Origin of the sequence: Plantactinospora sp. ZYX-F-223, from assembly GCF_039649625.1 — a bacterium.
Taxonomy (GTDB): Bacteria; Actinomycetota; Actinomycetes; order Mycobacteriales; family Micromonosporaceae; genus Plantactinospora.
The window spans coordinates 1-24253 of sequence record NZ_JBDJAV010000044.1 but is presented as its reverse complement, the minus strand read 5'-3'; the positions used below and the strand labels follow the sequence as shown (position 1 = coordinate 24253).

The 24253-nt window shown below is 68.8% G+C and carries 22 protein-coding genes; 12 read left to right on the top strand and 10 right to left on the bottom strand.

Annotation, left to right across the window (positions count from 1 at the left end; genetic code table 11):
• Positions 1-404: 404 nt before the first annotated feature.
• Positions 405-1058 (bottom strand): hypothetical protein, encoded by a 654-nt coding sequence (locus AAH979_RS33485; RefSeq protein WP_346262133.1) that lies wholly within the window; start codon positions 1056-1058, stop codon positions 405-407.
• Positions 1059-1516: 458 nt separating this feature from the next.
• Here AAH979_RS33485 and AAH979_RS33480 point away from each other — a divergent pair, with 458 nt between their 5' ends.
• A complete protein-coding gene (locus AAH979_RS33480) occupies positions 1517-3292 on the top strand; it encodes a hypothetical protein (protein ID WP_346262132.1) in 1776 nt (591 codons plus the stop codon).
• Positions 3293-3723: 431 nt separating this feature from the next.
• Here AAH979_RS33480 and AAH979_RS33475 read toward each other — a convergent pair whose 3' ends face one another.
• Positions 3724-4092 (bottom strand): hypothetical protein, encoded by a 369-nt coding sequence (locus AAH979_RS33475; protein WP_346262131.1) that lies wholly within the window; start codon positions 4090-4092, stop codon positions 3724-3726.
• 139 nt (positions 4093-4231) lie between these two features.
• Between AAH979_RS33475 and AAH979_RS33470 the strand changes: the two genes are divergently transcribed.
• The 5 genes from AAH979_RS33470 (at position 4232) to AAH979_RS33450 (ending at position 9467) form a co-directional block, all read left to right on the top strand.
• Positions 4232-4684, top strand: coding sequence for a hypothetical protein (locus AAH979_RS33470; protein ID WP_346262130.1), 453 nt, complete (start codon positions 4232-4234; stop codon positions 4682-4684).
• 373 nt (positions 4685-5057) lie between these two features.
• Complete coding sequence (locus AAH979_RS33465) at positions 5058-5588, top strand: hypothetical protein (RefSeq protein ID WP_346262129.1); 531 nt, start codon at positions 5058-5060, stop codon at positions 5586-5588.
• An 83-nt stretch (positions 5589-5671) separates the two neighbouring features.
• Positions 5672-6196 carry a hypothetical protein gene (locus tag AAH979_RS33460; protein ID WP_346262128.1) on the top strand — a complete coding sequence of 175 codons (525 nt, stop codon included), beginning with the start codon at positions 5672-5674 and terminating at the stop codon, positions 6194-6196.
• 305 nt (positions 6197-6501) lie between these two features.
• Positions 6502-9051, top strand: a complete 2550-nt coding sequence (locus tag AAH979_RS33455) for an AAA family ATPase (protein ID WP_346262127.1) — start codon at positions 6502-6504, stop codon at positions 9049-9051.
• Positions 9052-9326: 275 nt separating this feature from the next.
• Complete coding sequence (locus AAH979_RS33450) at positions 9327-9467, top strand: hypothetical protein (protein WP_346262126.1); 141 nt, start codon at positions 9327-9329, stop codon at positions 9465-9467.
• A gap of 136 nt (positions 9468-9603) precedes the next feature.
• Here the strand turns inward: AAH979_RS33450 and AAH979_RS33445 are convergent, their stop codons facing one another.
• Positions 9604-10965 carry a glycoside hydrolase family 18 protein gene (locus tag AAH979_RS33445; protein WP_346262125.1) on the bottom strand — a complete coding sequence of 454 codons (1362 nt, stop codon included), beginning with the start codon at positions 10963-10965 and terminating at the stop codon, positions 9604-9606.
• 234 nt (positions 10966-11199) lie between these two features.
• Between AAH979_RS33445 and AAH979_RS33440 the strand changes: the two genes are divergently transcribed.
• A complete protein-coding gene (locus AAH979_RS33440) occupies positions 11200-11883 on the top strand; it encodes a hypothetical protein (RefSeq protein ID WP_346262124.1) in 684 nt (227 codons plus the stop codon).
• Positions 11884-12011: 128 nt separating this feature from the next.
• Here the strand turns inward: AAH979_RS33440 and AAH979_RS33435 are convergent, their stop codons facing one another.
• The 3 genes from AAH979_RS33435 to AAH979_RS33425 all read right to left on the bottom strand — a co-directional run bounded on the left by AAH979_RS33435 (position 12012) and on the right by AAH979_RS33425 (position 14038).
• On the bottom strand, positions 12012-12656 hold the full coding sequence (locus AAH979_RS33435) for a flavin reductase family protein (RefSeq protein ID WP_346262123.1): 645 nt from the start codon (positions 12654-12656) through the stop codon (positions 12012-12014).
• Positions 12657-12721: 65 nt separating this feature from the next.
• A complete protein-coding gene (locus AAH979_RS33430; RefSeq protein WP_346262122.1) occupies positions 12722-13441 on the bottom strand; it encodes a hypothetical protein in 720 nt (239 codons plus the stop codon).
• Positions 13442-13501: 60 nt separating this feature from the next.
• Entirely contained in the window at positions 13502-14038 is a 537-nt protein-coding gene (locus AAH979_RS33425) for a hypothetical protein (protein WP_346262121.1), read from the bottom strand.
• Between the two features lie 145 nt (positions 14039-14183).
• Between AAH979_RS33425 and AAH979_RS33420 the strand changes: the two genes are divergently transcribed.
• A complete protein-coding gene (locus AAH979_RS33420; RefSeq protein WP_346262120.1) occupies positions 14184-14933 on the top strand; it encodes a hypothetical protein in 750 nt (249 codons plus the stop codon).
• A gap of 77 nt (positions 14934-15010) precedes the next feature.
• Here the strand turns inward: AAH979_RS33420 and AAH979_RS33415 are convergent, their stop codons facing one another.
• Positions 15011-16741, bottom strand: a complete 1731-nt coding sequence (locus AAH979_RS33415; RefSeq protein WP_346262119.1) for a histidine kinase — start codon at positions 16739-16741, stop codon at positions 15011-15013.
• A gap of 155 nt (positions 16742-16896) precedes the next feature.
• Here AAH979_RS33415 and AAH979_RS33410 point away from each other — a divergent pair, with 155 nt between their 5' ends.
• Both AAH979_RS33410 and AAH979_RS33405 read left to right on the top strand, forming a co-directional pair.
• On the top strand, positions 16897-19251 hold the full coding sequence (locus AAH979_RS33410) for an HAD-IC family P-type ATPase (protein WP_346262118.1): 2355 nt from the start codon (positions 16897-16899) through the stop codon (positions 19249-19251).
• A gap of 155 nt (positions 19252-19406) precedes the next feature.
• Positions 19407-20291 carry a hypothetical protein gene (locus tag AAH979_RS33405; RefSeq protein ID WP_346262117.1) on the top strand — a complete coding sequence of 295 codons (885 nt, stop codon included), beginning with the start codon at positions 19407-19409 and terminating at the stop codon, positions 20289-20291.
• Positions 20292-20398: 107 nt separating this feature from the next.
• On the opposite strand, the gene AAH979_RS33400 is transcribed toward AAH979_RS33405, so the two are convergent.
• On the bottom strand, positions 20399-21103 hold the full coding sequence (locus tag AAH979_RS33400; protein ID WP_346262116.1) for a dihydrofolate reductase family protein: 705 nt from the start codon (positions 21101-21103) through the stop codon (positions 20399-20401).
• Between the two features lie 47 nt (positions 21104-21150).
• Between AAH979_RS33400 and AAH979_RS33395 the strand changes: the two genes are divergently transcribed.
• Positions 21151-22113, top strand: a complete 963-nt coding sequence (locus AAH979_RS33395) for a LysR family transcriptional regulator (protein ID WP_346262115.1) — start codon at positions 21151-21153, stop codon at positions 22111-22113.
• A gap of 74 nt (positions 22114-22187) precedes the next feature.
• On the opposite strand, the gene AAH979_RS33390 is transcribed toward AAH979_RS33395, so the two are convergent.
• Positions 22188-22562, bottom strand: a complete 375-nt coding sequence (locus tag AAH979_RS33390) for a peptidase inhibitor family I36 protein (RefSeq protein ID WP_346262114.1) — start codon at positions 22560-22562, stop codon at positions 22188-22190.
• A gap of 226 nt (positions 22563-22788) precedes the next feature.
• Between AAH979_RS33390 and AAH979_RS33385 the strand changes: the two genes are divergently transcribed.
• Positions 22789-23388: a dihydrofolate reductase family protein gene (locus AAH979_RS33385; protein WP_346262113.1), complete on the top strand. Its 600-nt coding sequence runs from the start codon at positions 22789-22791 to the stop codon at positions 23386-23388.
• Between the two features lie 87 nt (positions 23389-23475).
• Here AAH979_RS33385 and AAH979_RS33380 read toward each other — a convergent pair whose 3' ends face one another.
• Positions 23476-23778 (bottom strand): MerR family transcriptional regulator, encoded by a 303-nt coding sequence (locus tag AAH979_RS33380; protein ID WP_318396906.1) that lies wholly within the window; start codon positions 23776-23778, stop codon positions 23476-23478.
• Between the last annotated feature and the right edge of the window lie 475 nt (positions 23779-24253).

Sequence of the window (24253 nt, the reverse complement as noted above, 5' to 3'; positions counted from 1 at the left end):
GCCTTCTGCACAATCAGGCGCCCCCTGTCGAACTTGACAGGGGGTAGCGCGTCGGGTGATATATGGGGGAGAGGCGGTCCGGCTACGTGACTAGGGCTCCGTGGCCGGACCTGCCACCACCAGCGGGAGGAGTGCCAATGTCGTGGATGCCCGACCCGGCCGTGGTAAGGGTGTCAGTTCCCATCCACCTTTGCGTTCGATGCGCCACTGCACTGACGGCGGGGGACCGGGAGCACAACTGCATTGAGACGGACCCGGACCGACACCCGGCAGCGGCAATGCGTGACTGGCGATGCGAGTGCCCATGCCAGCAGTCGGCGGAGGGCACCCCTGGCGACGGTAGCGAGTAGCAGACTTCCTTTGTCGTGGCGGGCAGACGGGATGGTTGGCGGTCCGTTGAGGACTTATTCTTTCTGACCCTCTTCTGATTCTTCATTTCGAGGATGATTCTGAATATAAGAATCTCGGGATGGTCGGTCGGCGAGCCAAGGCCATTCGGAATCATTTTTTGCAGGAAAGGCAGTGAGGTCAAATTTTGGGAGACCGAGTTCCATGCGCATTGAGTTGTGAAGGACATGAACGAGGTCTTTGGCCTGAAACCAGCCGGGATAATACTCTACGAAACTCCGCTTAAGCTCTATGGGGGTAGTAATCTCCATAAGGGCGCCCGATGCGCGATCCGCCAAGTCGGCCACCTCGGGGTTTGCCATAAGCTGAACTTCCAAAAGCGCTGGCTGTAATTCGTTGTCCCACCTATTGATATAGTCATGAAGCGCTCCTTCTATATATTCCTTGTCTTCGTCACTGATCCCTTCGTCCCCCCAGTACGGCAAAAATACGCCAATGCTGTCAATCTCGCGAAGCATCGATTCAACTAACACGAGATACTTGGCATAGAGAGCCCTTCGGTCTCCCAGCCAGCGACGGGCGTCTTCGGCAGCTAGTCGACTAGCCTCGTTGCGTCGCGCCAGTTGGCTACTGACAACTATGCCACCGATCCCGCCGACGATGGCGAATCCGCCAGTAAGCAAGGAGGGAAGAAAAATATCCATGTTCATGAACCTAGAGAATATAGAGACACCGCAACTGTCGTCCTTGGTGGCGTCTGCTCAGGAGGGCAGCGTTGGCTGGCACGAAGTGCAGCAACCGTGGCAACTGGACTGGGTCTGAACGAGCGTTGATCGGGTTGGTTGGCGACTGGTGCAACCGAGTCGGACGGTGTTTGCCGAGGTCAAGGGGTCACCGGTTGCCGAGTGACAGACTGGGTGACGACGATGGCCCGTGCAGACGGACGCCCATGGACGGTTGCAGCCCCACCGACGGGGCGACAACGGAAGGAGCCCCGGGCCGCCAGGAACGGCACCTTCGGGCTGTGTGGATAGGCGGGTGGGCGACGGTCAGAGTCGATGGAGAGGGCTACGCTGGGGGAAATCCCTCCGCGAATGGCGCCCTGGCGGTTGCGGCCGACCGCTACCCTTCTCTTGAAGTTGTTGCCGCACTAGATGAGAGAAGATTGATGTCTTCCTCGGTTCCGTCACCAGATAATGGATCCGGCAAAAAGTTGATTGACGAGCCTGCCACCTCCGCACAAACAAAAGCCGATAGCAAAGAGTACCGACTGCTTCACCTCTATCGCAAGGCCGGGAAGGCTGGCATACTGGCAAAGCCACTCCGGTGGGCGATTCGTCCTGCACTTAGTCGAGCATCAGAACGCACATGGGCAGAATTTGGCAGACAATCCGACGCCGCAGAAAACGAAGAGTCGCGGATGCCTGCTGGCGAGCATGTATCACTTCCCGCAATATGGCTTGTTGAGGTATACACGCCAACAACCTTGCCGGGCATTCTGCATAAGATGCAGCGGTACATGGAAGCCGCTACTGGGTTCAGGCAACATGAAGATATAGACAATTGGCTATCATCCGTGCGTCGACGCCCTTGGGGTGCGTGGATCAATCTCAATTGGGTGACACGAGAGAAGGTCTCATTTTTTGCGCCAGATAGGCGGATAGACAAGATTCCCGACGGGGTGAAGTACATCCGCCTGGGCATCGTATCCATAACATCATCACTTACGGCACTTGTGGCGCAATTCGTCTTGGAGGACGAACTATCTGCGCTTCTAAATGGGATAGTCAATACTGATCGGACTACGTTCACAACCCGCGACTCAAACTATGTTGTAAGTATCCACAACGTCGAGCAGCAAAAGCACGACTCTGTATACAAGATGCGCAGAGAATTGCGCGAAGATGCAGAAGGGTGGCTCCGCTCCCGCTTCCCTGGATTCTTTGCCGTTCGCCCCAAGGGCGCCTATCCGGTTGTTGAGCTTTTAATAACGGATAAGGCGTTACCTTGGGACTCCGCGTTAGGTCGAACCGGCAAGCGTGACAGATGGGCGGACATTCTCGATCTCTTCGGTGCGTTTGGCTACTGGGAGTGTGAGGAATTGAGCGCCCTCCGAATGAATGAGGCGACCAGGATCGGGAGACGTGGGTCGAGGGAGCGCCGCCAGCATGTTGTTGTTATCGCTGGGCGGCGTAAGGACCTCTTTGAGCAGGAACGTTTTAAGAGCGCTGAAGATGAGAGTGATTGGTATGCAGTGCAGCGTATTCATGATTACGCCTCCATGCTTGCTACCAGATTTGCCATAACCGCAGTGCTCGACGAAGTTGAGAGTGATTTGTCCTCAATCCGAGATCTTACCGACAAAGCGCTCCACGGGTCGTCGGCCCGATCACTCGATCGACTTAATGCCAGGCTTCTCCAGCTCGGCCTAGATGGCCGCATTGTCGCGTCAGAAATCAAGGATCTGGTGGCAAACGAGAGAGTCTGGCGGTTCAACGTTCCTGAGTTCAGGCATGTTAACCATAAGGGTGATCGAAAAGATCTTCTCGCAGATGTAATGAGGGAGACTCAAGAGAAGCAAGCCGATCGAATAATTCGGACCGAAAATAGTCTAGGGGCACTTCTTGGAACCAGTGCCAATCTAGGTGTAGCAGCCCGAAACATGCGACTTCAAGGTGCGGTCATATGGCTTACTGTGGTCTCGGTAATTGCGGCGGTAGTGGCAGCGTGGGCCGCAGTCATAGCGATCCAGCGTCCCGATTCAGCGCCTCGGTCGCCGCAATCCTTCAGCTATAGTCACAACTCTATTGCCGCGCCGTCACTTAACCACCAGGAGCGGCCCCGCCGTACTATGCGCCCTGCCTCCCGGCAAGCCCGCGTGCCTTCTTACGCGCACGTAGCGCCGGGAAGCCACGGGGAACGCGGTCAGCCACGCGTATCGTGACGAGGAACGCGGGCTGTTAACCTTGGCCCGGATTGTCACCTGAGCGAGTTCCCAAGCTGGGGATTCTGCTACCGGACGGGCCGAGCAGTCGGGACCGACCGATGGTCTCAGTTGTGGTCTCATTCGCTGCCGTACGCGGCTGTCCGCGCCGGTCCGACAGACATCCGGACTGCTGGTCACGGCCACTGTCGGACCGGTCCGGACGCGTGGTCGCAGACCTCGAAAGCGTGTGAGGGTTTACGCCCTCCGCGGGTTCAAATCCCGCCGCCACCGCTCATGAACAGCCAAAACGCCCGGCAGGTCGGAAACGACCCACCGGGCGTTCGGCTAGTGGTCTCTCGACCGGTGGTCCGGCTTGTCAGGGAGCCGGACGCTGCGGCGCCAGTCGTTGTGATCGGTTCGGCGGTCGCCGGGCTCAGGTGTTCATCGCGTCAACGGCGGACGCGACCAGCACGTATCCGGTCATGATGACGTCGGGTTCTGCGCGGTCCTCGTCGCCTGACGAGCCACACGAGGCCGGTGATGACGCCAGCGGCAGCGAACACCGTTCCGGCGAGAAACACGAGGTCGTCGCCGTTGGTTCGGGGCTCGAAGACATCGCTGAGCGCTGTGGTGGCGAAGAACAGCCCGCCGAGCAGATAGGTGCAGGCGGCCAGCCGTGGTGCGCCGATGCGCTGCCCTCGCCAGAGAATCACACCCCGCTGGTGGCGGCTGCGCATCAGAATCGCGACACCGATGGCGAGGTGCAGGACAGCAACGACGCCGGCGCCGACGGAGAGGACTGCGTCCCGCGTGCCCATGGTTGAACGGTATGGCACCACGACAAGAGCACCGTTGACCGGCGGGGTGTCTTGTTGGTTGCCTCAAACCGCATCCTCCGGTCCCCAGCCGGACCCCGCCATGCCATCAGGCCCGCTGGCTGGCACAGCCTCGCGATAAGTGGATCAGTGCGCCGAACAAACCTCCATGCGGCAGGTCGGGCCGGGTCTGAACATCCTGGTCGATCTGGGCGGGATGCCATGGCGGTGGTGTTGTCGCGCCTCGCGCGGCTCTCTGCTGGTTCCAGGTGCGTGCTTGACAGATGACCTATGGTCCAAATGGTCACTCCCGCTCACCGACGAGCCGCGGTTTCTGACCGCCGGGCGGCAGGACCCGGAAGACCCGGAGAGCCTGATCGTCACTCGCGCATCCTTGGCCGCATCCTTCGCGATCGGGGTCGACTCACCGTCTCAGCGCTACGACGTCCTCTGGGGTGCCTACAGCATCGTGGTCGTCGGTCTTGACCGGGGCGACCACGCGCGCAGCCGGGTGTGGTTCGACCTCTGGACCGAACTGGATGTCGCCGAGGAACACCTGCACGCCCGGATTGCTGAGGTCAACCCGCCGAGTTGACCGGCTGTCGAAGCTTGGTTGTCTCAGGCATCAGATGCGACGCGGGCTGTGCGGTATCTACCCGAAAACGACGGCTGAGCCGGCTTCCGTCCCGGTTCCACCTGGTCCCGCACCGATCAGTCTCGACCGATCCTCTGCGGTGGCGGCGCCTGGCACCCGGATTCCGCCCCCTGTCGCCTGTCCGGACATCGCCGGCAACCCGATCGTGTCAGTTCGACCTGCCCCGACGCCGCCGGTCGATGCTCCGATCCGATGGGTGAGCCGGGCATCTTGATCTTGACGGTAGGTCACTCCGACTGATCTATCGACCGGGTTCCCTGATCACTTAGCGTCGATGCCGAGACCAGGATCTGGTCACGGAGAGGAGTCCACTGTGCTTACATCGACTGAACCGAGCGCGCCGGCCCGCAGGTCCCGCCGCGCCGCGACCATCACGCGGCGTGCCGGCCTGGCGCTGGGGCTGACCGCCGCGATGAGCGGCGTCGCGTTCGTGGGGGCGAGTCCGGCGATGGCCGCTCCCGCCTGCGGCTCGGAACGGGCCTACATCCACCAGACGCCGCCGGGCGGCAGCGGTGGCGGCCCCAGCATCGACAGCCTGTTCAACCCGACCGAGTTCAACATCAGCGCCAGCGCCGCCTCGGTCCGCAACGTGTTCCTGGCCGGTGTGCACCGGCCGCGCCGCTCGATCGTGTTCAACTTCTACAACCAGGACAACGCCCTCATCCGGCAGTACACGACGACCCCGTCCGACGACGGTGGTGTGGTCCGCCAGGAGCAGAACGTCATTCCGTGGGACTACGGGGTCGGTACCCGCATCCGGTTCACCGCCGTCATCCGTACCCGGTGCGGCGGCGACGACGTGCCGAAGACCGTGAACGTGGGATCCATCAACACCGTTCCGTGATCCGGCGTCCGATCGTGGCCAGCCACTCGCCGCCCAGGAATCAGGGGTTGGCCACGGTCGGGCATCAGCGAAGGGAGTCCCCTGTGGCAACGATGACAGGACCGGGCACGGGTACGTCCCTGCCGGCCGTGACCACCTCGCGGCGTACCGGCCTGGCGCTGGCCGTGGCGGCCGCCGTCGGCGCCGCGCTGGCCGGTGCGGGTCCCGCCCAGGCCGCCGCGCCCGCAGCCTGCGATGAGTACGCCGCGTTCCAGGTGACGGCCGCCGCCGGCGGGCCGCCGCTGCCGGGCGACGGCAGCGACAGCCGGAACCCTCGGGACGTCTACGTCAGCGTCAGCGGCCCTGCCCGGTACGTCGCGCTGAGCGGCGTCCACCGACCGCGCCGCCCGATCGTCTTCACCTTCGTCGACCAGGATGACGTCGTCGTCCGGCAGTACGCGACCACGCCGTCCGACGACAGCGGTGTCATCCGTCCCGAGCGGAACCTCATTCCGTGGAACTACCCGGTCGGTACCCGGCTCCGGGTCAACGCCGTCATCCGCACCCGATGCGGGGGCGACGACGTGCCGACGCCGGTGTACGTCGGCGCCATCAACAGCATTCCGTGATCCGGTACCCCGCCGTGGGCGGGTCCGGTCGGCTCCCGGCTCCTGGTTCACGCCGTCCTGCCCACCAGGTGCGGCGGTGACGACGTGCCGCGCCGGGTTCACGTGGGCGGGATCGACACCATACCCTGACGCCGGCCTGCCCGGCCGGGCCAGTTTCCCGACCGGGCCGGTTTCCGCGAAGGGCCCCGACCAGCAGAGGAGTCGCCCCACCGCTCCCCGATGATCGCGTTCAGTTGCTCTCCAGTTGCGCCTGCCAGCATCTCTCCGGGGAAGAAATGCCTGGCACCGGGGGGGGGTGGAGAGCATTGTCGCACTGGTCGCCGACTGCGTGGCCCTTCGAGGGGCGGGAGGCGGAACTGGCGTCCGTGGCCGAGGCGTTCACCGGCTCGGCCACGAACGCCGTACTGATCACGGCTTCCGCCGGGATGGGGAAGACCCGGCTGGCCCGGGAGGCGCTACACCGGCTGGGCTGCCGTACCCGGTGGATTGCCGCGACCCGGGCCGCCACCGCGATCCCGTTCGGCGCGCTGGCCCATCTGCTGCCCGACGAGACGTCGATCCCGGCCGGTCCGGTGGGGCTGGTACGCGCCATCACGGCACAGGTCGCCGGCTGGGGCGGACGGGCCCGGATGGCCGTCGGGGTGGACGACGCGCACCTGCTCGACGACGCCTCCAGTACGGTCGTCGCCAACCTGGTCTCCAGCTCGGCGGCGTTCGTGGTGCTGACCGTGCGTGCCGGGGAACCGCTCGCCGACTGCCTGGCCCGGCTGGCCAAGGAGGGCGAGGCCGTACTGCTGGACCTGGCTCCGCTGCCGACCCCGGTCATCGACCGGCTGATCGACCACAGCACCGGGGGCATGGTGGACACGATCGAGCGGCGTCGACTGCGTACCGGCGCCTGGGGCAATCCGCTGGCGCTGCGCGAACTGCTGCACGGCGCGGTCGCGGGCGGGCTGACCGACCTGGTGGCCGCCCGGCTGGACCGGCTCGTCCCGGCCACCCGCAGAGTTGTCGAGCTGGTGGCCTGTGGCGAGCCGGTGCCACTGGCCTTCCTCGAACGGCTCGCCGGCTCCGAGGTGGTCGCCACCGCCGAGGAGAGCGGTCTGGTGGTCGCCGAGCGGGACGGCGCCCGGGTGCAGGCCCGACTCGACCATCCGCTCTTCGGCGAGGTGCTGCGTACCCGGATGCCCGCCGCCCGGTCGCGGCAGGCGTACCGGGATCTCGCCGAGGTGTTGGCGGCGACTCCGCTGCGGCGCCGGGACGACACCCTGCGTGCCGCGTTGTGGCAGGTGGAGGGAGGCCGGATCACCCGGGCCGACCTGGTCCGGGAGGGCGCCCGGCAGGCTATCGGCCGGTCCGGGCTCGACCTGGCGGAGCGGCTGGCCCGGGCGGCCCGGGAGGCCGAACCGGGCCCGCCGGCCGACCGGCTGCTCGCCGAGATACTGGAATACCAGGGGCGCAGCGACGAGGCGGCGGCGCTGCTCCCGGTGACCCCGCCGGACCAGTTGACCGAGCGGCTGGCGTGGGCCGGGACCCGGGCCGACTGGTTCTACTGGGGACGTGGCGATCTGGCCACCGCCGAACGGGTCCTGGACAGCGCCGCCGGGCATCCCCGGATCGAAAGCGCGCGGGCGTTCATCCTCGTCTTCGCCGGCCGCTGCGCGGATGCGCTGCGCAGCGCCGAGACGGTGCTGGACGGTGACCACGACGACCCGCAGGCGCTGGTCTGGGCTGCCGCCGCGGCCACCGCCTCGCTGGGCTTCCTCGGCGACCTCGACCGTTCCCAGGCGGTCCGCCGCCGTGGCCTGGCGGCCGCCACCGCGCACGCCGGGACGCTGCCGTGGGGGGCGTTCCAGATCGGGATCGCGGCCTGTCTGGCCCACCTGGCCGCCGGATATCCGGACACCGCGGCGGCGATCGCCGCCGAGGGCTACCGCACCGCCACCAGCGGCGGCGTACCGATGATGATCAGTGCCTGGGCGCTCTACGAGGGCATCATCGCCACCACCCAGGGCCGGCTCCAGCACGCCGAACGGCGACTCGCCGAGGCGCGCGCCGGGTTCGACCAGAGCGACACGTTCCGGTTGCGGCGCAGCTGCCTGGCCGCACAGTCCTTCGGGTACGCCATCCGTGGCCAGCACCGGGTCGCCGTCGAGTTGATGGCCGATGCCGACCGGACCGACAACGGTACGAACCAGGTGTTCGCACCGTGGATCGCCACCTGGCGCGGCTGGCTGGCCCTGGCCGGCGGGGACACCGCCACCGCGATCCGGCATGCCGAACGCGGTGCCGAGCTGGCTGCCGCCGCCGGCATGCCGTGCGTGGAGGCCCAGGCCCGCTACGACACGGTCCGGCTGGGCGGCCGCACCGACCTGGCCCGGATGGCGGCACTGCCGGGCCCGGTCCCGGGCCTGTTCGCCGCCGCCGCCCGGGCACTGTCCGAACACGACGGACCGGTGATGGTACGCGTCGCGGAGCAACTCGCCGGACTCGGTCATCACCTCGTCGCGGCCGAACTGGCCACCGCGGCCGGCCGGGTACTCCGGTCCACCGGCTACCACGCCCGGGCCGCCTTGGCGCAGGCTGCTGCCGCCGAGTGGCGGGCCAACTGCCCGGAGGCGCGTACGCCCCTGCTGGCCCGCCCCGACCTCGGGAACCTGCTGACCGTACGGGAGCGGCAGATCGCCCTGCTCGCGACCCGGCAGGCCAGCAGGTCCATCGCCGAACAGCTCGGCCTGGCCCTGCCCACGGTCAACAACACGCTCGGCCGCGTCTACACCAAGCTCGGCATCACCGGACGGGCACAACTGCGCACCCTGCTCGACGCACCGGAGGGGCCGGACGGCGGGGACTGACTGGCCAGCTCTGCCCAGCGACCAGATCATCGTGCCACCCAACCGCTCCGCGCGGACGTACAGCGTCTTCAAGGACTCACCGGGCGTATCGGTGTAGCGGGGGCTAACCGGTCTTGGTCCTTCAAACCAGGCACCCTCTCATCCCTGGCGGGCGAACCGGCCTCGCCTCGGGCGGGTGGACGATATCCGGGTGAGGGAGGTGTATCACCTTGCTCACACCTGGAAGCGGACACCACGGTGTCCCGATGCGGAGGCGAGCCGGAAGGAGTTACCCGATGACCGGACCGATCAGCAACGAGCGGCGTGCCGAGAACTACCGGAAGCAGACCCGGCGCAGGGAGCCGACGCCACGCCAGCGGCGTCGGCTCGACAAGAAGGCTGGTGTGATCCGCAACCGGCGCCCGGCACGTCCGTAGGCACGCGGGGTCCGCGGCTCCGGTTGGCCGGCCGGGCCGGCGCGGCTGCCGTGACCGTCCTCGGCTGGCGGAGGCGCCGCAGGTCGCGGTGCGACCTGCGGCACCTCGTCGTACAGCACGGTGGGGGGAGTCGCGGCTACGGCGTCCAGAGGCCGAGGTCGATGGTCCGGGTCAGCGTCGCCTGCTCGTCGTCGCCGTCCAGCGACCAGATCATCGCGCCACCCAGCCGCTCCGCGCGGATGTACAGCGTCTTCTGGAGTACGACGGCCGGATCGTCGTACGTCCAGAAGGTCGTACCGTCGTAGAGCCAGGCGGTGCCGGCGCGGAGGTCGCGGTAGACCTTGAAGCCGTCCTTCCCGGCCTTGGTCTTCAGCACCTTGTAGTCCTCGTAGCCGGCGTCGAAGGTGGCCGGGGCGGCGCCTCCGGTGGAGGTGCCGAACAGTCCGTTGCGTCCACCGGTCACCCCGGTCCAGCCGCGCCCGTAGTAGGGGATCCCCAGCACCAGCTTGCGGCGTTCGGCGCCCCGGTCGAGCCAGGCGTCGATGGTGCGGTCCACCGCGAAGTCCGGCTCGGTGGCCCCGGCCGGTACCCGCAGCGCGGACTGCTGGTTGGCGATCGGTTCCCAGGTGCCGTGGAAGTCGTAGCCCTGCACGGTGGCGAAGTCCAGGTTCTGGAAGACCTTCCGGACCTCGAAGCCGGCGTCGATCGCGGCCGGGTTGGCCGGTACGAACGCCGTCAGCTCGTAGTGCTTCCGGGCCGGCTTGCCGAGCGCGTCGAGCTGGCGACGGAACTCGGCGACGAGCGCGGTGAAGTTCTGCTTGTCCTCGGGCCGGTAGACCGTGTCGACGTCGCCGGCCGAGCCCGGCCACTCCCAGTCCAGGTCGATGCCGTCGAAGACTCCGGCGAGCGAGCCGGGCCCGCCGGCGCTGCCGTCCGGGTTGGGCAGGTTGCCCTTGAGGTAGAGGTCGATGCAGGAGGCGACGAACTTCCGCCGCGACTCGGGGGTCAGTGCCGCGTCGGAGAAGTGGGTCGACCAGCTCCACCCGCCCAGCGAGATCAGCACCTTCAGGTCCGGGTGCGCCGCCTTGAGCTTCTGGAGCTGCCCGAAGTTGCCGTTCAGCGGTTCACCCCAGGTGTCGGCGACGCCGTCCACACTCTCCTCGGCCGGCACCGGCCGCTGGTAGTCGGCCCAGGCGTCGCCCTCACCCGGCCCGCCGTCGACGTAGCACCGGCCGTCCGGGCTGACGTTGCCGAAGGCGTAGTTGAGGTGGGTCAGCCGGCCGGCGGCGCCAGAGTCGTGCAGCTTCTTGACGGTGAAGGCCCGGCCGTAGATGCCCCACTGGGTGAAGTATCCGACCTTGACGAAGTCGCCGCCCCGGCCGCCGTCGTGCCGGGACGCCGCGCCGGGCGCGGCCGAAGCCGGGGGTACGGCGATGCCGGCGAGCAGGGCGGCCACGGCGGTGACGGTACTGAGTCGACGGAGAACGGATCCGCGCATGTGCACTCCTGAAACGGGGGATGGAGCGTCGGCAGAACAGTTAGGAAAGTTTCCGGTGTCCTGCAAGGTAGGGCGGTCGATGTCCGGCGGTCAAGTGCACGGCGCCGGATCGCACCGAAGGTGTGGCGGTGGGTAGTTAAAGAACATTTAGGAATCTGAACTGATCCACTTCGTGTCGCCCGCCGTACCCATCGGCGGCTGCAACCGGGCAGCGGACGATCGAGGGAGCGGTGTATGTACAGGCGACGCAGGACGACCAGCCGGGCGCGGAAGGTGTTCCTGGGCGCGGCGGCGGCGGCCCTGCTCGGCGGCGCGCTGGCCGTCGGTACCGGACTCGGCAACGCGGGCGAGAGCTGCGCCGGCCTGGACACCGCGCTGCGCAACAACCTGAACTTCATCGCCGGCCAGCGGGCCAATCCGGACGCCCAGTCCGAGGCCCGGATCGCCAACCGGCAGGCCGTGGTCGACCTGATCCAGCAGCGCCGGGCCACCGCCGGCTGCACCGCGGACGTACGCGCGGACGCGCCGGTACCGCCCGCCGCCCCGCCGGCGACCGAACCGACCGGAACCCCGGCGAAGCCTCCGGCCCAGCCGCCCAAGGCGCCCGCCCAGCCGCCGGCCAACTCCGGCGGCGGCAACGGCTCCACCGGCGGTGGTTCCACCGGAGCGGGCGAGGTGGTCTGCAAGGGTTCCACCGTCACGCTCTTCAACGAGGACGCCGCTCCGGCCGCGTCCAGCGGGACCTTCCCGATCGGCACCACGTTGAAAGTCACCAACCTGGACAACAACAAGAGCGTGACGGTCAGGGTGACCAGCCCGTCCGGCAGTTGCGTACTGCTCAACAACGCCGCGTTCGAGCAGGTCCGGGAGCCGGGCAAGTTCCTGATCCGGCGGCCGGTGATCGAGCGGATCGGCTGACACCCCGAGTTCGGTGGCCCGGTCCGCCCCGCCGACCGGTCCGGGTCACCGGGCGCGACTGAGCGACATGGGACAGACGTACGGCGCGGTGTCGGCGCCACGATCGGTTCCCGGCGAGGGGGCTTCGATCACTCGGAACCCGATAGCGCCGGGAGCTGGTGGGGCATCTGCCAGCCGTCGGCGAGCCTCGACGGGTGCACGTTGTGGCCGCCGCCGAAGAACTCGCAGAACTTCATGATCAGTGGGTCCCAGCCCACCGGGTCGACGTGGTGCGTACCGGGGATGACCAGGGACTCGTCGACGTGAGCGCGGAGTACCTCGACCTGGAAGGCGGTGCAGCCCGGCGTCGGCCCGGCCATCGGCAGTACCGAGACGACCCGGCACTCCAACTGGATCGGGCACTGCGCGACCCGGGGCGGCCGGACCAACTCGGACGGCTGCTCGGTCAGCCCGGCGAGGGCGAACTTGTCCGGCTCGTACCGGTAGCCCTGCGCCAGCTTGTGCTCCGGCACGTCCCGCTTTCCGGTGGTGAGCGCGATCCGGTCCACCGCTCCGACCATCGCCGACGAGGGCAGGTTGAGTACGCACTCCCGCTCCCGCCGCAGGTTGGCCGTCGTCTGGCCGCTGTTGCCCAGCCCGAGCATGCCGGAGTGGCCCAGCCACCAGGCCGACGACATCGGCGCGAGATTGGTGCTGCCGTCGGGGTTGCGGGAACTGATCAATACCACCGGAGTGCCGAAGTACAGCACCCTGAGCCCGGGAACGATGTGCATGCGGCAACTCTCACCGGCCGGGCCGGCGGGTTGCTGGCGGGCATCGGACGTGGCGCTCCGGCAGGTCAGCCAGGGGTTGTCTGAGCCGTGACCGGGGGCACGACGAGCCGCAGCACCGTACGCCCGGCGACCTCGGCGGGGACGAACCACTCGGGTACGTCCACCAGCTCCGCCAGGTGCGCGCGCGCCTGGTCGACCGACATCGACTCGGGGATGCCGACGTGTCCCAACTCGACGTCCCGGATCTCGGCCCGGAAGGTGTAGCGGAACTCCTGCTCGCCGATGTAGGTGAGCGCGATCCGTCCCTGCCAGTCGATCCGATAGCCGGTGCCGCTCGGCTCGCGGACGAAGTCGACCTGGTGCGCGGCGACCGAGTCGTGTCCGAGCAGATAGATCCAGAACGCCGGTGCGTCGTCCGGGTCGGCGATCGGCAGTGGGTCGGCGGTCAGCCGTTGCGGCTCCGGCCCGGCGAACCGGAACGGGCGCCCGGGAGTCGCCGCCACCAGCCCGGTCGCGTCGTCCCAGGTCGAGCCGATCGTGCAGGAATGGTAGTTCTGCCAGACGGTCGGGGCGAGGAAGTCCTCGACGTCGTCCCCGTCGTCGTTGACGTCCTCCTCGGCCGACTCCTTGGCCAGCTCGTCGTCGGCTTCGTCGTAGTCCGCGGTCTTCAGCATGAGGTCGAACCAGAGCCGGCCGTCGCCGTCGAGTCGGCCGGTCCAGGCGAACTCGGTGATGCGGTGCCCGTCCGGCCATGGGTTGCCGGGAAACCAGATCCTGCCCTGCACGGACCGGACGCTACCGCCGGCCGGCGACACTCTGGCGGGCGCCTGTGCCGGCGGGGCGGGTCAGCAGGTGCCAAAACCCTCGTCGAAGAGGCGCTTCGCGTAGTCGGTGTAGCCGGCGACGGTCTTCCGGACCGTGCGTCCGTCGTGCAGGAAGAGGTAGGCCCGGTCGCCCTGCATGGCGAGCAGCCCGTCGTAGCGGTAGCTGCCCGGCGGCGCGGTCAACCGGGTGGCGGCCGGATAGGCCTCCTCGACCTGGTCGACCGGGGTGCCGGCGGTGACCCCTTCCGGGGTACGCACCGGTGGGCTGGCCCAGAGCAGCACCAGCCGGTCGTCGGCGAAGACCGGGCTGACCGCGGCCGGGCCGGTCAGGCTCGGCCCGCAGGCGAGGGCGGGTTCGGTGTGGAGTTCACCGCGCCGGAGCAACTCCTGCTCGGTGTCGCCGAACTCGATGTCGTGTACGCCCTTGAGATGGAGAACGTCCGGCCCGTAGGCGGGCGTTGTCGCCGGCTCGTCCGAGACCGTCCGGTACGCATGGCAGAGCGCCACCGCACCCGCCACGAGTACTGCCACCAGACGTACGACTTTTCGTGCCTCCATGTATCCCTCCGGTGACAGAGCGTAGTTTATCCCCTATTGGCCCAGTTCGCCGGGGTGGTGGATCCGTATCCACACGCTGTGGATAGCACATGTGTACGAGTAAAACTGGTTACCTCTGGTGGAACACGCCGGCACAATCCGGCCCATGGTGATCACCGCCGCGCCGCTGCACGCGCGGCCTCGACCTCGCGAGGAACTGGCCTGGCTCGGCGACGGCTGGCCGGAGTTTGTCTTCCATGACGAGGGGGCCGCCCGACACCTCGGCCGGATCCGCGAACTCTTCGCCGGCCTGGAACTCGTGCTCCTCGACGATGCCGAGAAGCGTGCCGGGAATGGTGCCGAGATCGTGGCCGCCGGCTGGGCGGTGCCGTTGCGCTGGACCGGTGCCGTCGACGACCTGCCGAGCGGATACACCGACTCGCTGGCCCGGGCGCTCGACGCGTACGACGCAGGTGACCCGCCGGACACGCTCGCGATCCTCGCCGCACAGGTCCGCCCCGACCGGCAGGGGCGGGGACTGGCCGGGACACTGCTGCGGGCACTCGGCGACCTCGCCCCGGCCCAGCACCAGGTGATCTGCCCGGTCCGGCCGACCCGCAAGGCGCGCTATCCGCTCACCCCGATCGACAGGTACGCCGACTGGACCCGGCCGGACGGCACGCCCTTCGACCCGTGGCTGCGTACCCACGTCAGGCTGGGTGGGCGGATCATCGCGACGGCGCCCCGGTCGCAGGTGATCACGGGCACCGTCGCCGATTGGCAGCGCTGGACCGGACTGGAGTTTCCCGACTCCGGCGAGTACGTCATCCCGGACGGCCTGAGCACGCTGCATGTCGACCTGGACGCCGACCGGGGAAGCTACCTCGAACCCAACATCTGGGTCCGGCACCGCTGACCTGGGCGCGGCGCCCCGGACACCCCGCCCGGTCGGGCACGCCGCTCGGCACGGCCCGATCGGCGGTGAATCAGGGGTCACGAGGCCGGGAGCAGGTCCTTCGACACAAGTTTGCCGTGCACAGCGCAGAGCCGGTAGACGTCCAGCCGGGGCTGGAGCACGTCGCCGTGCGAGCGGTAGTACCGGCAGTCGGCACCGGCCGGCGCCGGCAGTGGATCCGGATCCGGCGGTTCCAGCATCTCCCGGCGGGGCAGCAGGGGGAGCGCGGTAGCCCAGTCCTGCCCGACCCGCAGTTCCGCGTACCGTTCCGGGCTGAGTACCGAGTTGCTGGTCGCGTAGAGGTAGTAACCGAGGGCGGCACCGCCGAGTGTTCCGGCGAACGTGGCCAGCACCATCGTCGCCGCGACCAGGCCCCGCCGGGCCTCCCGGTGCACCCGGCGCCGCCGGTCGGCAGCAGACCCGGCCGTCGGGACCGTACCGGACGACACCGGATCGGCCGGCACTGCCGCACCCGGGCGGCCGACCCGGCCGGGCAGTCGGGCGACGACCTCGAAGCCGCCGTCCCGCGCGCCGGTGTGCAGGGTGCCGCCGGCCAGCCGTACCCGCTCGCGGAGCCCGACCAGGCCGCGCCCGCCCCGGTCCGAGACCGGCGCGGACCGCGGTGCACCGGCTGGCCGGGCATTCGTGACGCTGACCAGGACCATCCCGGTGTCGTCGACGCCGAGCCGGACGCTCACCGCCGCGCCGGGCGCGTGCTTGTTGGCGTTGGTCAGCGACTCCTGCACCACCCGGTAGACAGCCCTCCCCACCAGTGGTGGAAGCGGTTCCGCCGGACGCCCGTCGCGCAACTCGACCGGCATCCCGGCCGCCCGTGCCCGGCGCACGAGGTCGGCGACATCCCCGACGTCGGCCCGCACCGCCGAACCGGCGGCAGGATCCCGCCTCCCCGCCGGGACCGGTCCCCCGGTCGGATGCGGTCCCCCCGCCGGTGCGGCGTCACTCGCCGGTGCGGCGTCACTCGCTGGTGCCGCGTCGCCCGCTGGTGCGGCGTCGCCCGCCGGGTCGGGGTCGTCGTCACGGAGGACGTCGATGATGTCCCGCAACTGCCCGGTGGCGGCGGCCGCGCCGGCCCGGAGCTGACCGGCCACCGCCCGGGTCCGCTCGTCCAGGTTGGCCGAGAGTTCCAGGGCGCCGGCCCGGAGCGCGAGCAGGCTCAGCTCGTGGCCGAGCGAGTCGTGCATGTCCTCGGCGATCCGGGCCCGCTCACGGAGGCGTACCTCCCGGGCCAGCATCCGCTGTTCGCGTTCGAGTTGCTCGGCCTGCTCCCAGCCGGCGGCGACCAGCGCGCGCTGCTGCCGCCGGTACCGGCCGACCAGCCACGGAAAGAGTCCGGCGTAGACCAGCGCGCCGGCCATCGTCGCCCAGGCCACGAAGCCGGACCAGCTCAACACCAGCGGGGTGCCGAGTACCGCGAGTGCGGAGTAGCTCGCCACCGCCGGCCAGGTGCTGGCCATCCGCCGGCCCAGCAGATAGCTGACCAGCGGCAGGCCGAGGGAGTAGTTTCCGTCCAGCGCGCAGAGCAGTACCACGGCGAAGAGCGGGACCAGCGGCAGGCGGCGACCCGCCGCCACCGCGCCGCCCCAGACCGCCAGGCCGCCGAGCAGCAGCCCGAGCGGGTACGACCGGTGACCGTTCCAGGACCAGGCCACCACGGCGGCCAGCGATGCCCAGAGCAGCAGGTCCAGGAGGGGAGCTTGGTAGCGCCGCCACCCGCCCCCGAACCGGTCTGCCTGCGCCGCGGGTCGCACCGTTTTGACGGTACCCAGCGAAGCGGCTCCCGACGATCCGGGACGCCGCCCCGCCGACCCGGAAATGCCGGCGTCGCCGACCCTGAGAAAGGTCAGGGTCGGCGGCTGACCATCGGGTGCAGCCGAGCAGCGGTCCGGGTTCGTAGCTTCGAGCCATGCTGACAACCGAGACTGGGCTGAGTACTGCCCAGGTCGCCGAGCGGATCGCGGCGGGGCAGGTCAACGACGTGCCGGTGCGGTCCGGGCGGAGCGTCGGGGAGATCGTCAAGGCGAACCTCTGCACCCGGATCAACGCGATCATGGGTGTGCTGTTCGGGGTGATCCTCGCGGTGGGCCCGATCCAGGACGCCCTTTTCGGCGGCGTGATCATCGCCAACACCCTGATCGGGGTGGTCCAGGAACTGCGCGCCAAGCGCACCCTGGACCGGCTGGCGATCGTCGGCGCGGCCCGCCCGGTGGTACGCCGGGACGGTCAGGCCGTCGAGGTGACCTCCGCCGACCTGGTACTCGACGACCTTATCGAGCTGGGGCCCGGCGACCAGATCGCGGTCGACGGGGTGGTGGTCGAGGCGGAGCAACTGGAGGTCGACGAGTCGCTGCTGACCGGCGAGGCCGACCCGGTGGTGAAGCAGGTCGGCGACCCGCTGCTCTCCGGCAGCTTCGTCACGGCGGGTGCCGGCGCGATGCGGGCCACCAAGGTCGGCCGGGCGGCGTACGCGGCCCGGCTCGCCGAGGAGGCCAGCCGGTTCACCCTGGTCAACTCGGAGCTGCGCGGCGGGCTCAACACCATCCTGCGGTTCGTCACCTGGCTGATCATCCCGACCGGACTGGCCCTGATCGTCAGCCAGTACCTGGTCAACTCCGACGACCTGCCGGAGGCGGTCCGGCGGATGGTCGCCGGGCTGGTCCCGATGGTGCCGGAGGGGCTGGTCCTGCTCACCTCGGTGGCGTTCGCGGTCGGGGTGATCCGGCTCGGCCGGCGGCGCTGCCTGGTGCAGGAGTTGCCGGCGATCGAGGGACTGGCCCGGGTCAGCGTGGTCTGCCTGGACAAGACCGGCACGCTCACCGACGCGGCGATGACGGTGGCCGAGGTACGCCAGCTCGACCCGGCCGCCCCGGTGCCGGAGGTGCTCGGTCTGCTCGGCGCGGCCGACGAGCGGCCGAACGCCAGCCTGCGGGCGATCGTCGAGGCGTACCCGGCGCCGCCGGGCTGGCGGATCGGGGAGCGGATCCCGTTCTCGTCCGCCCGGAAATGGAGCGGGGCCACCCTCACCGACCCGGACGGGATCAGCACGCAGTGGCGGCTCGGCGCCCCGGACGTACTCCTTCCGGCCGGGCATCCGGCGCTGGCCGAGGCGGACGCGTACGGTGCCCGAGGGCTGCGGGTGCTGCTGCTGGCCCGGGTCACCGCCGACGGGTCGGTGCCCGACCCGGTGCACCCGGTCGCGCTGGTGGTGCTCGCCCAGCGGCTCCGGCCGGAGGCGCCCGACACGCTGCGTTACTTCGCCGAGCAGGGTGTGGCGGTGAAGGTCCTCTCCGGCGACAACGCGCTCTCGGTGGGCGCGGTGGCCCGCAGCCTCGGGCTACCCGGCGCCGAGCACCCGGTCGACGCCCGGGAACTCCCCACCGATCCGGCGGAACTCGCCGAGGTGGTGCAGCGGCACACGGTGTTCGGCCGGGTCGGGCCGCAGCAGAAGCGGGACATGGTGGCGGCGCTCCAGGGCGCCGGGCACACGGTGGCGATGACCGGGGACGGGGTCAACGACGTACTCGCGCTCAAGGACGCGGACATCGGGGTGGCGATGGGCTCGGGCAGTCCGGCCAGCCGGGCGGTGGCCCAGATCGTGCTGCTGGACAACAACTTCGGCGCGCTGCCGGCGGTGGTCGCCGAGGGGCGGCGGGTGATCGGCAACATCGAACGGGTCGCGAACCTCTTCCTGACCAAGACGGTCTACTCGGTGCTGCTGGCCGTGATCGTGGTGCTGAGCCAGGTGCCGTACCCGTTCCTGCCCCGGCACCTGACCATCATCTCGTCGCTGACCATCGGCATTCCGGCGTTCTTCCTGGCCCTGGCGCCCAACCACGAGCGGGCCCGGCCGGGTTTCGTCGGCCGGGTGCTGCGGTTCGCCGTACCGTCCGGGCTGGTGGCGATGGCGGCGACGATCACGTCGTACCTGGTCGCCCGGAGCGTCTACGACGGCGACCTGGCCGCGGAGACCTCGGCCGCGACGCTGACCCTGTTCCTGGTCGGGCTCTGGGCGGTGGCGATCATCGCCCGGCCGTACACCTGGTGGCGGATCCTGCTGGTGCTGGCCCTCGGGTGTGCGTTCGCGACCATCCTGGCGGTGCCGTTCCTCCAGGAGTTCTTCCAGTTGAGCCTGGTCGGCACGACCGCGCCGGGCATCGCGATCGGGCTCGCGGTCGTCGCCGGGACGCTGCTGGAACTGATTCGCCGGTTTCCGGTGCCGGCCTCTCCGATGGCTACTCGACAGCGCGGCACGAATTGGTGAGTCGAGTGTGGACCTCTGTCTCGTAACGTCGTTCTCGGCCGGGAGAACCCAGGCCGGAGGCGGATCGGCCCCGAAAGAAAGCGAGTTCGGGGAACTGTCGGGGAAATGACAGTCCGGGCGCCCGATAGAGAACGAGGAATGAGGAGAGCTGCCCGATGTACGTACGACGGAATGGTGCTGGGCGTACCCGACGGATCGCCACCACGGCGGGCCTGGCGTCCGCCGCGTTGCTGGTGACCCAGTTGGCGCTGGTCGCGCCGGCCAGCGCGGTCCCCGGCCTGGTGTTGAAGGTGACGGGCGGCGAGACCAACAGCGGGTGGAAGACGACGAACGCGCAGTGCCCGGTCGGCACGACGGTGCTCGGCGGTGGCGGGCGGATCGTGAGCGACAACGGTGCCGCCAACAGTCAGGTGACGATGGACACCATGCTGCCGCTGTTCGGCGGAGGGGGATACTCGGTGACCGCTCGGGAGGACGGCAACGGGTACGGCGGCGACTGGTCCATCACGACCAGCGCGCTCTGTGCGCCGGAACCGGCCGGCCTGGAGACCCGGACCCAGCTCTCGGACAACAACTCCAACGTCGGCAAGACGATGGACGTCGAGTGCCCGCCCGGCAAGAAGGTCCTCGGCCTCGGCGCGGACATGGCCGGCGGGATGGGCCGGGTGGTCATCGACGACCTGCGGCCGAGCGCCGACCTGACCAAGATCACGGTGGCCGGGATGGAGGACGGCGGTCCCGACTACCTCGACAGCTGGTCGATGGTCGGCAAGGCGGTCTGCGCCACCCCGCCGGCCGGCCTGGTCCGGGTGACCGGTTTCGGGACGCTGGACTCGCAGACCCCGAAGACCGCGACCGCGCGGTGCCCGGAGGGCAAGCGGGTGCACGGCGTCGGCGGCGAGATCGACAACGGCCAGGGCGAGGTACGGATGACCGCGATGTGGGCCTCCTCGTCCACCACGGTCACGGTGACCGGCGCCGAAGAGGAGGGCGGCTACGGCAACTCGTGGGCCGTCAAGGCGTACGCGATCTGCGCCTGACCGTCACGCAGACCGACGGATCCCCGTCCGCCCGGAAGGGTGTACGGGGATCCGTCCGCTGTGTTCGATGCCGGTCGGCAGGCTCGTGACGGCTGTCGTCGGAGCCCTCAGGACAGCACGCGGTAGGTCACGTGCGTGACCAGGCTCGCCGCCCGCGCCGTCACCTGCTCCAGCTTCAGCGGCGGGACGCCCTCGAACAGCCGCGTGCCGGCGCCGAGCGTGAGCGGCGCGATGTGCAGCCGCAGTTCGTCGACCAGACCGGCGGCGAGGTACTGGTTGATGGTGGTCGCGCCGCCCATGATCGCGACATTGCCGTCGCCGGCCGCTTCGCGCGCCTGTGCCAGTGCCGACTCGATTCCGTCCGTGACGAAGTGGAACGTGGTGCCGCCCTCCATCGGCTGTGGCTCGCGCGGGTAGTGGGTGAGCACGAACACCGGCGCGTGGTACGGCGGATTGTCGCCCCACCAGCCGTTCCACTGCCGATCCCACTCGTCACGCACCGGGCCGAACATGTTGCGCCCCATGATGAATGCTTTGGCGGCGAGCATCTGGTCGATCTCGGCCCGGTTCTCGTCAGCGGTGTCGGTGAACCAGGCGTGCAGCTTGTCGCCCCACCCGTCGCCGCCGTCCTCGCCGAACGGGCGTTCCTCGGTCTGGTTGAGCCCGGCCGAGTACCCGTCGGCCGAGATCGTGATGCCGCAGACCACCTTGCCGATATGTGCGGTCATTGCCCTGTCCTCCTGGTGGCGACCTGCCGTCGCCTTCGCGGTGTGCGTCCTGTCAGCAACATCAGCATTGACCAGCCGTGACATGACGTCCAATGCCAATCCTGTGGAACTTTCATTGATATCTTTGATCGATGCTGAGCCTGGTCCACCTCAAGGTCCTGGCTGCGGTGGCCCGGCACGAGTCGGTGACCGAAGCGGCAAGAGAGCTGCACTACTCCCAACCGTCGGTGAGTCACCACCTGTCCCGCCTGGAAGCTGCCACCGGGGTCAGGCTCGTCCAGCGGGTCGGTCGCGGGATCCGACTGACACCGGAAGGGCGGCTGCTGGCCAACCGGGCCGCCGAGATCGTGGGACGGGTCGACGCGGCGACCAACGAACTCGCCGCACAGGTCGGCCTGCAGGCAGGACGCGTCCGGCTGGCCGCCAACGCATCGGCACTGAGCACAATCGTGCCCAGGGCGGCCGCCACGTTGGCCCAGGCGCACCCGGGACTCGAGCTGAGCCTGATCGACCGTCACCCGGTCGAAGCGCTACAGATGCTGCGACACGGTGAGGTCGATGTCGCACTCGTCTTCCGACACGCCGACGCCCCAGTCGAGGACGACGGATTCCGCCTCCTCCACATCGGCGACGACCCGATCTACCTCATCAGCCAGCGACCCGACGACAGCCTCGCGAACCACCGCCACTCCGCCTGGATCGGCGGTTGTGACCGGTGCCAGGAGGAGCTGATCACCGTGTGCCGGCGGGAAGGCTTCACCCCCCGCATCGCCTCACACAGCGACGACGTCGTCGTCGTGCAATCGCTCGTCGCCGCCGGCATAGGCGTCGCCACCCAGCCCGGTCTCGCGCTGCAAGCCCACCGCCGATCCGACGTCCACGCCACCGAACTCACCGGCGCCCACCGCCAGATCCACGCCGCCACCTACGGCGACCCACCCGACCCGCCCGCCGTCGCCGCCGTATTGGCCGCACTCAGCGAGGCAACCGCGCCGACGACATCAATCACGACCGCGATCGCCGTCACCAGCGCGTCATCGACCGCGACGCCGTCAACCACATCCCGCCGGACAACCCGACGAGACCGGGCATGACCAGCGAGCCGTGTGACCGGCCCATCCACCGGCGCTGACCACTCGTCCCGAGCCCTGGTCGGCCGGTCCGGTGGTCAGCCCACCCTGATCGAACTCATCCGGGTGGCGGCGAAGGCGCTGACGTTGAAGCCGGTCGTGAAATGGCCGGGCGAGCTGAGCATGACCTGACCGGTGTAGCTGTAACCCTCGTAGCCGAGCGCGGTCTTGCCGGAGCGGTTGCGGCCGGACCAGACGTTGTTGTCCATGCCCTGGAGTCCGAGGTTCGTCGAACCGAGCCGGAAGTAGGCCATCGTGCCCGTGCCGTTGGCGCCGGTGAACAGGCACATGTAGCCGGACGGGCACCGGTCGAACCCGACGGCCGCCTGCGCGGGCGCGGCCACGAGCAGCGTGCCCAGCATGCTCAGGCCGGCGATCGCGGTAACGAGCATTGCCCTGATGCCTCTGTACACGTTCCCACCTCTACTACCTTGGATACCTCTGGCGGCAAAGGCTGCGCTTCGCCGCCTTCGCCTGCCGATGATCGGGTGACGGTATCCGCGCCCTGCTTCATTCCAGCTTCAACCGCCGATGTAGTCCGGGGTGTGGAGGTGGGGGAAGAATTCCGCAGAGGATGTCCTGAAGGCGGGCCAGCCGGACGACGTGTTCACAGGAGACCCGGACGAAGGGAACAGTGAGATGGGCAAGGTCATCACCGGCGGCACGATGTCACTCGACGGCTACATCGCCGGCCCCAACGAGAGCGGCTTCGACCTGCTGTTCCAGTGGTACGGCAACGGCGACGTCGAGATACCCACCGCGAGCCCGGATGTGTCGCCGTTGCGGTTGTCGGCGGCGAGCGCGAAGCTCCTCAAGGAGGAGTGGGGCAACACCGGCGCCCTGGTCGTCGGCCGGCACCTCTACGACATGACCAGCGCGTGGGGCGGCCGACACCCCATGGATGTCACGACGGTCGTGCTCACCCACCGCCCGCCACAGGACCGGCCGGTCGCGGACGAGAACTTCGTGTTCGTCACCGAGGGCATCGAGGCCGCCGTCGCGAAGGCACAGGAGATCGCCGGAGAGAAGACCGTCGTCGTCAACGGGGGGCAGATGGCCCGGCAGTGCCTCGAAGCCGGCCTGCTCGACGAGATCGGCATCGAACTCGTACCGGTGGTGCTCGGCGGCGGCACGCCGCTCTTCGCCGACCTGGGTGCCACGCCCGCACAGTTCGACGGCCCGATCACGCTCGTCGAGGGCACGGGCGTCACGCACATCCGGTACCGGGTCAAGAAGTGACCCAGGAACGACAGACGGTCCCTGCCCTGACGGGAGGGACCGTACGGTCCTCGTGTCGCCCCGGGCACGCCGCCCGGGCGGGTACGGTCAGCCCTGCTGGTAGCGCTCGTTCTGCCGCAGGGCCTCGGCGAGCTGGTCTTCGAGGATGATGATGCGGCAGGCCGACGCCAGGTCGGTGCCCTGGTCGCACATCTCCCGCGCCCGCGCGGCCAGCCGCAGTTGGTAGCGGGAGTAGCGGCGGTGCCCGCCACCGGAGCGGTACGGGTCGATCAGTTTCGCGTCGCCGAGCCGGCGGAGGAAATCCGGTGAGCAGCCCACAATTTCCGCTGCGCGGCCCATCGTGTATGCCGGGTAGTCCTCGTCGTCGAGCATGTCGTCGGGTTGGGCCAATGAAACCTCCATCACGAGGGCCCCGGCGCTGAAAGCGCCGGGGCCCAAGGGTTACGGGTCGAAAACACCATCTACCGGCAGAACCGCCGGCTTGTCGTATCCGCACCACCCGTGCGAGACGAGTTCGGGTGCGAGGATCGCATAAGCGTGACCGGAGACCACCTCTCGTTCGATGGAAACTGCGGTGTCCGCGCCCAGCCCAGGAGTGCGGCCGGCGGCGGGCGATCCAACGGTGTGCGAGCCCTCCCTTTCCTCTGACTTCCTCTGTCGTACTCCGTGCTGTCCGCCGGTGTCGGAACCCCACGCGACTTCATGGCCCCGTACACGTGCGACGGACGTTTCCTGCCTGAGGTGGAGCCCTGAATCCCACATCGGCCCCACCCGCTGTCACACCCGGTCGTGCAACACGGCCGGGCCACTACCTAACCAACTACTCGTGCCAGTACTGCTCAACTGCGATGGATCTTTACTGCCT

What these genes read in the sequence shown, in the direction of transcription:
- AAH979_RS33485 (WP_346262133.1), bottom strand. Translation starts at nt 1,058, where the DNA reads ATGAACATGGATATTTTTCTTCCCTCCTTGCTTACTGGCGGATTCGCC.
- AAH979_RS33480 (WP_346262132.1), top strand. Translation starts at nt 1,517, where the DNA reads ATGTCTTCCTCGGTTCCGTCACCAGATAATGGATCCGGCAAAAAGTTG.
- AAH979_RS33475 (WP_346262131.1), bottom strand. Translation starts at nt 4,092, where the DNA reads ATGGGCACGCGGGACGCAGTCCTCTCCGTCGGCGCCGGCGTCGTTGCT.
- AAH979_RS33450 (WP_346262126.1), top strand. Translation starts at nt 9,327, where the DNA reads ATGACCGGACCGATCAGCAACGAGCGGCGTGCCGAGAACTACCGGAAG.
- AAH979_RS33445 (WP_346262125.1), bottom strand. Translation starts at nt 10,965, where the DNA reads ATGCGCGGATCCGTTCTCCGTCGACTCAGTACCGTCACCGCCGTGGCC.
- AAH979_RS33440 (WP_346262124.1), top strand. Translation starts at nt 11,200, where the DNA reads ATGTACAGGCGACGCAGGACGACCAGCCGGGCGCGGAAGGTGTTCCTG.
- AAH979_RS33435 (WP_346262123.1), bottom strand. Translation starts at nt 12,656, where the DNA reads ATGCACATCGTTCCCGGGCTCAGGGTGCTGTACTTCGGCACTCCGGTG.
- AAH979_RS33425 (WP_346262121.1), bottom strand. Translation starts at nt 14,038, where the DNA reads ATGGAGGCACGAAAAGTCGTACGTCTGGTGGCAGTACTCGTGGCGGGT.
- AAH979_RS33420 (WP_346262120.1), top strand. Translation starts at nt 14,184, where the DNA reads ATGGTGATCACCGCCGCGCCGCTGCACGCGCGGCCTCGACCTCGCGAG.
- AAH979_RS33410 (WP_346262118.1), top strand. Translation starts at nt 16,897, where the DNA reads ATGCTGACAACCGAGACTGGGCTGAGTACTGCCCAGGTCGCCGAGCGG.
- AAH979_RS33405 (WP_346262117.1), top strand. Translation starts at nt 19,407, where the DNA reads ATGTACGTACGACGGAATGGTGCTGGGCGTACCCGACGGATCGCCACC.
- AAH979_RS33400 (WP_346262116.1), bottom strand. Translation starts at nt 21,103, where the DNA reads ATGTCACGGCTGGTCAATGCTGATGTTGCTGACAGGACGCACACCGCG.
- AAH979_RS33395 (WP_346262115.1), top strand. Translation starts at nt 21,151, where the DNA reads ATGCTGAGCCTGGTCCACCTCAAGGTCCTGGCTGCGGTGGCCCGGCAC.
- AAH979_RS33385 (WP_346262113.1), top strand. Translation starts at nt 22,789, where the DNA reads ATGGGCAAGGTCATCACCGGCGGCACGATGTCACTCGACGGCTACATC.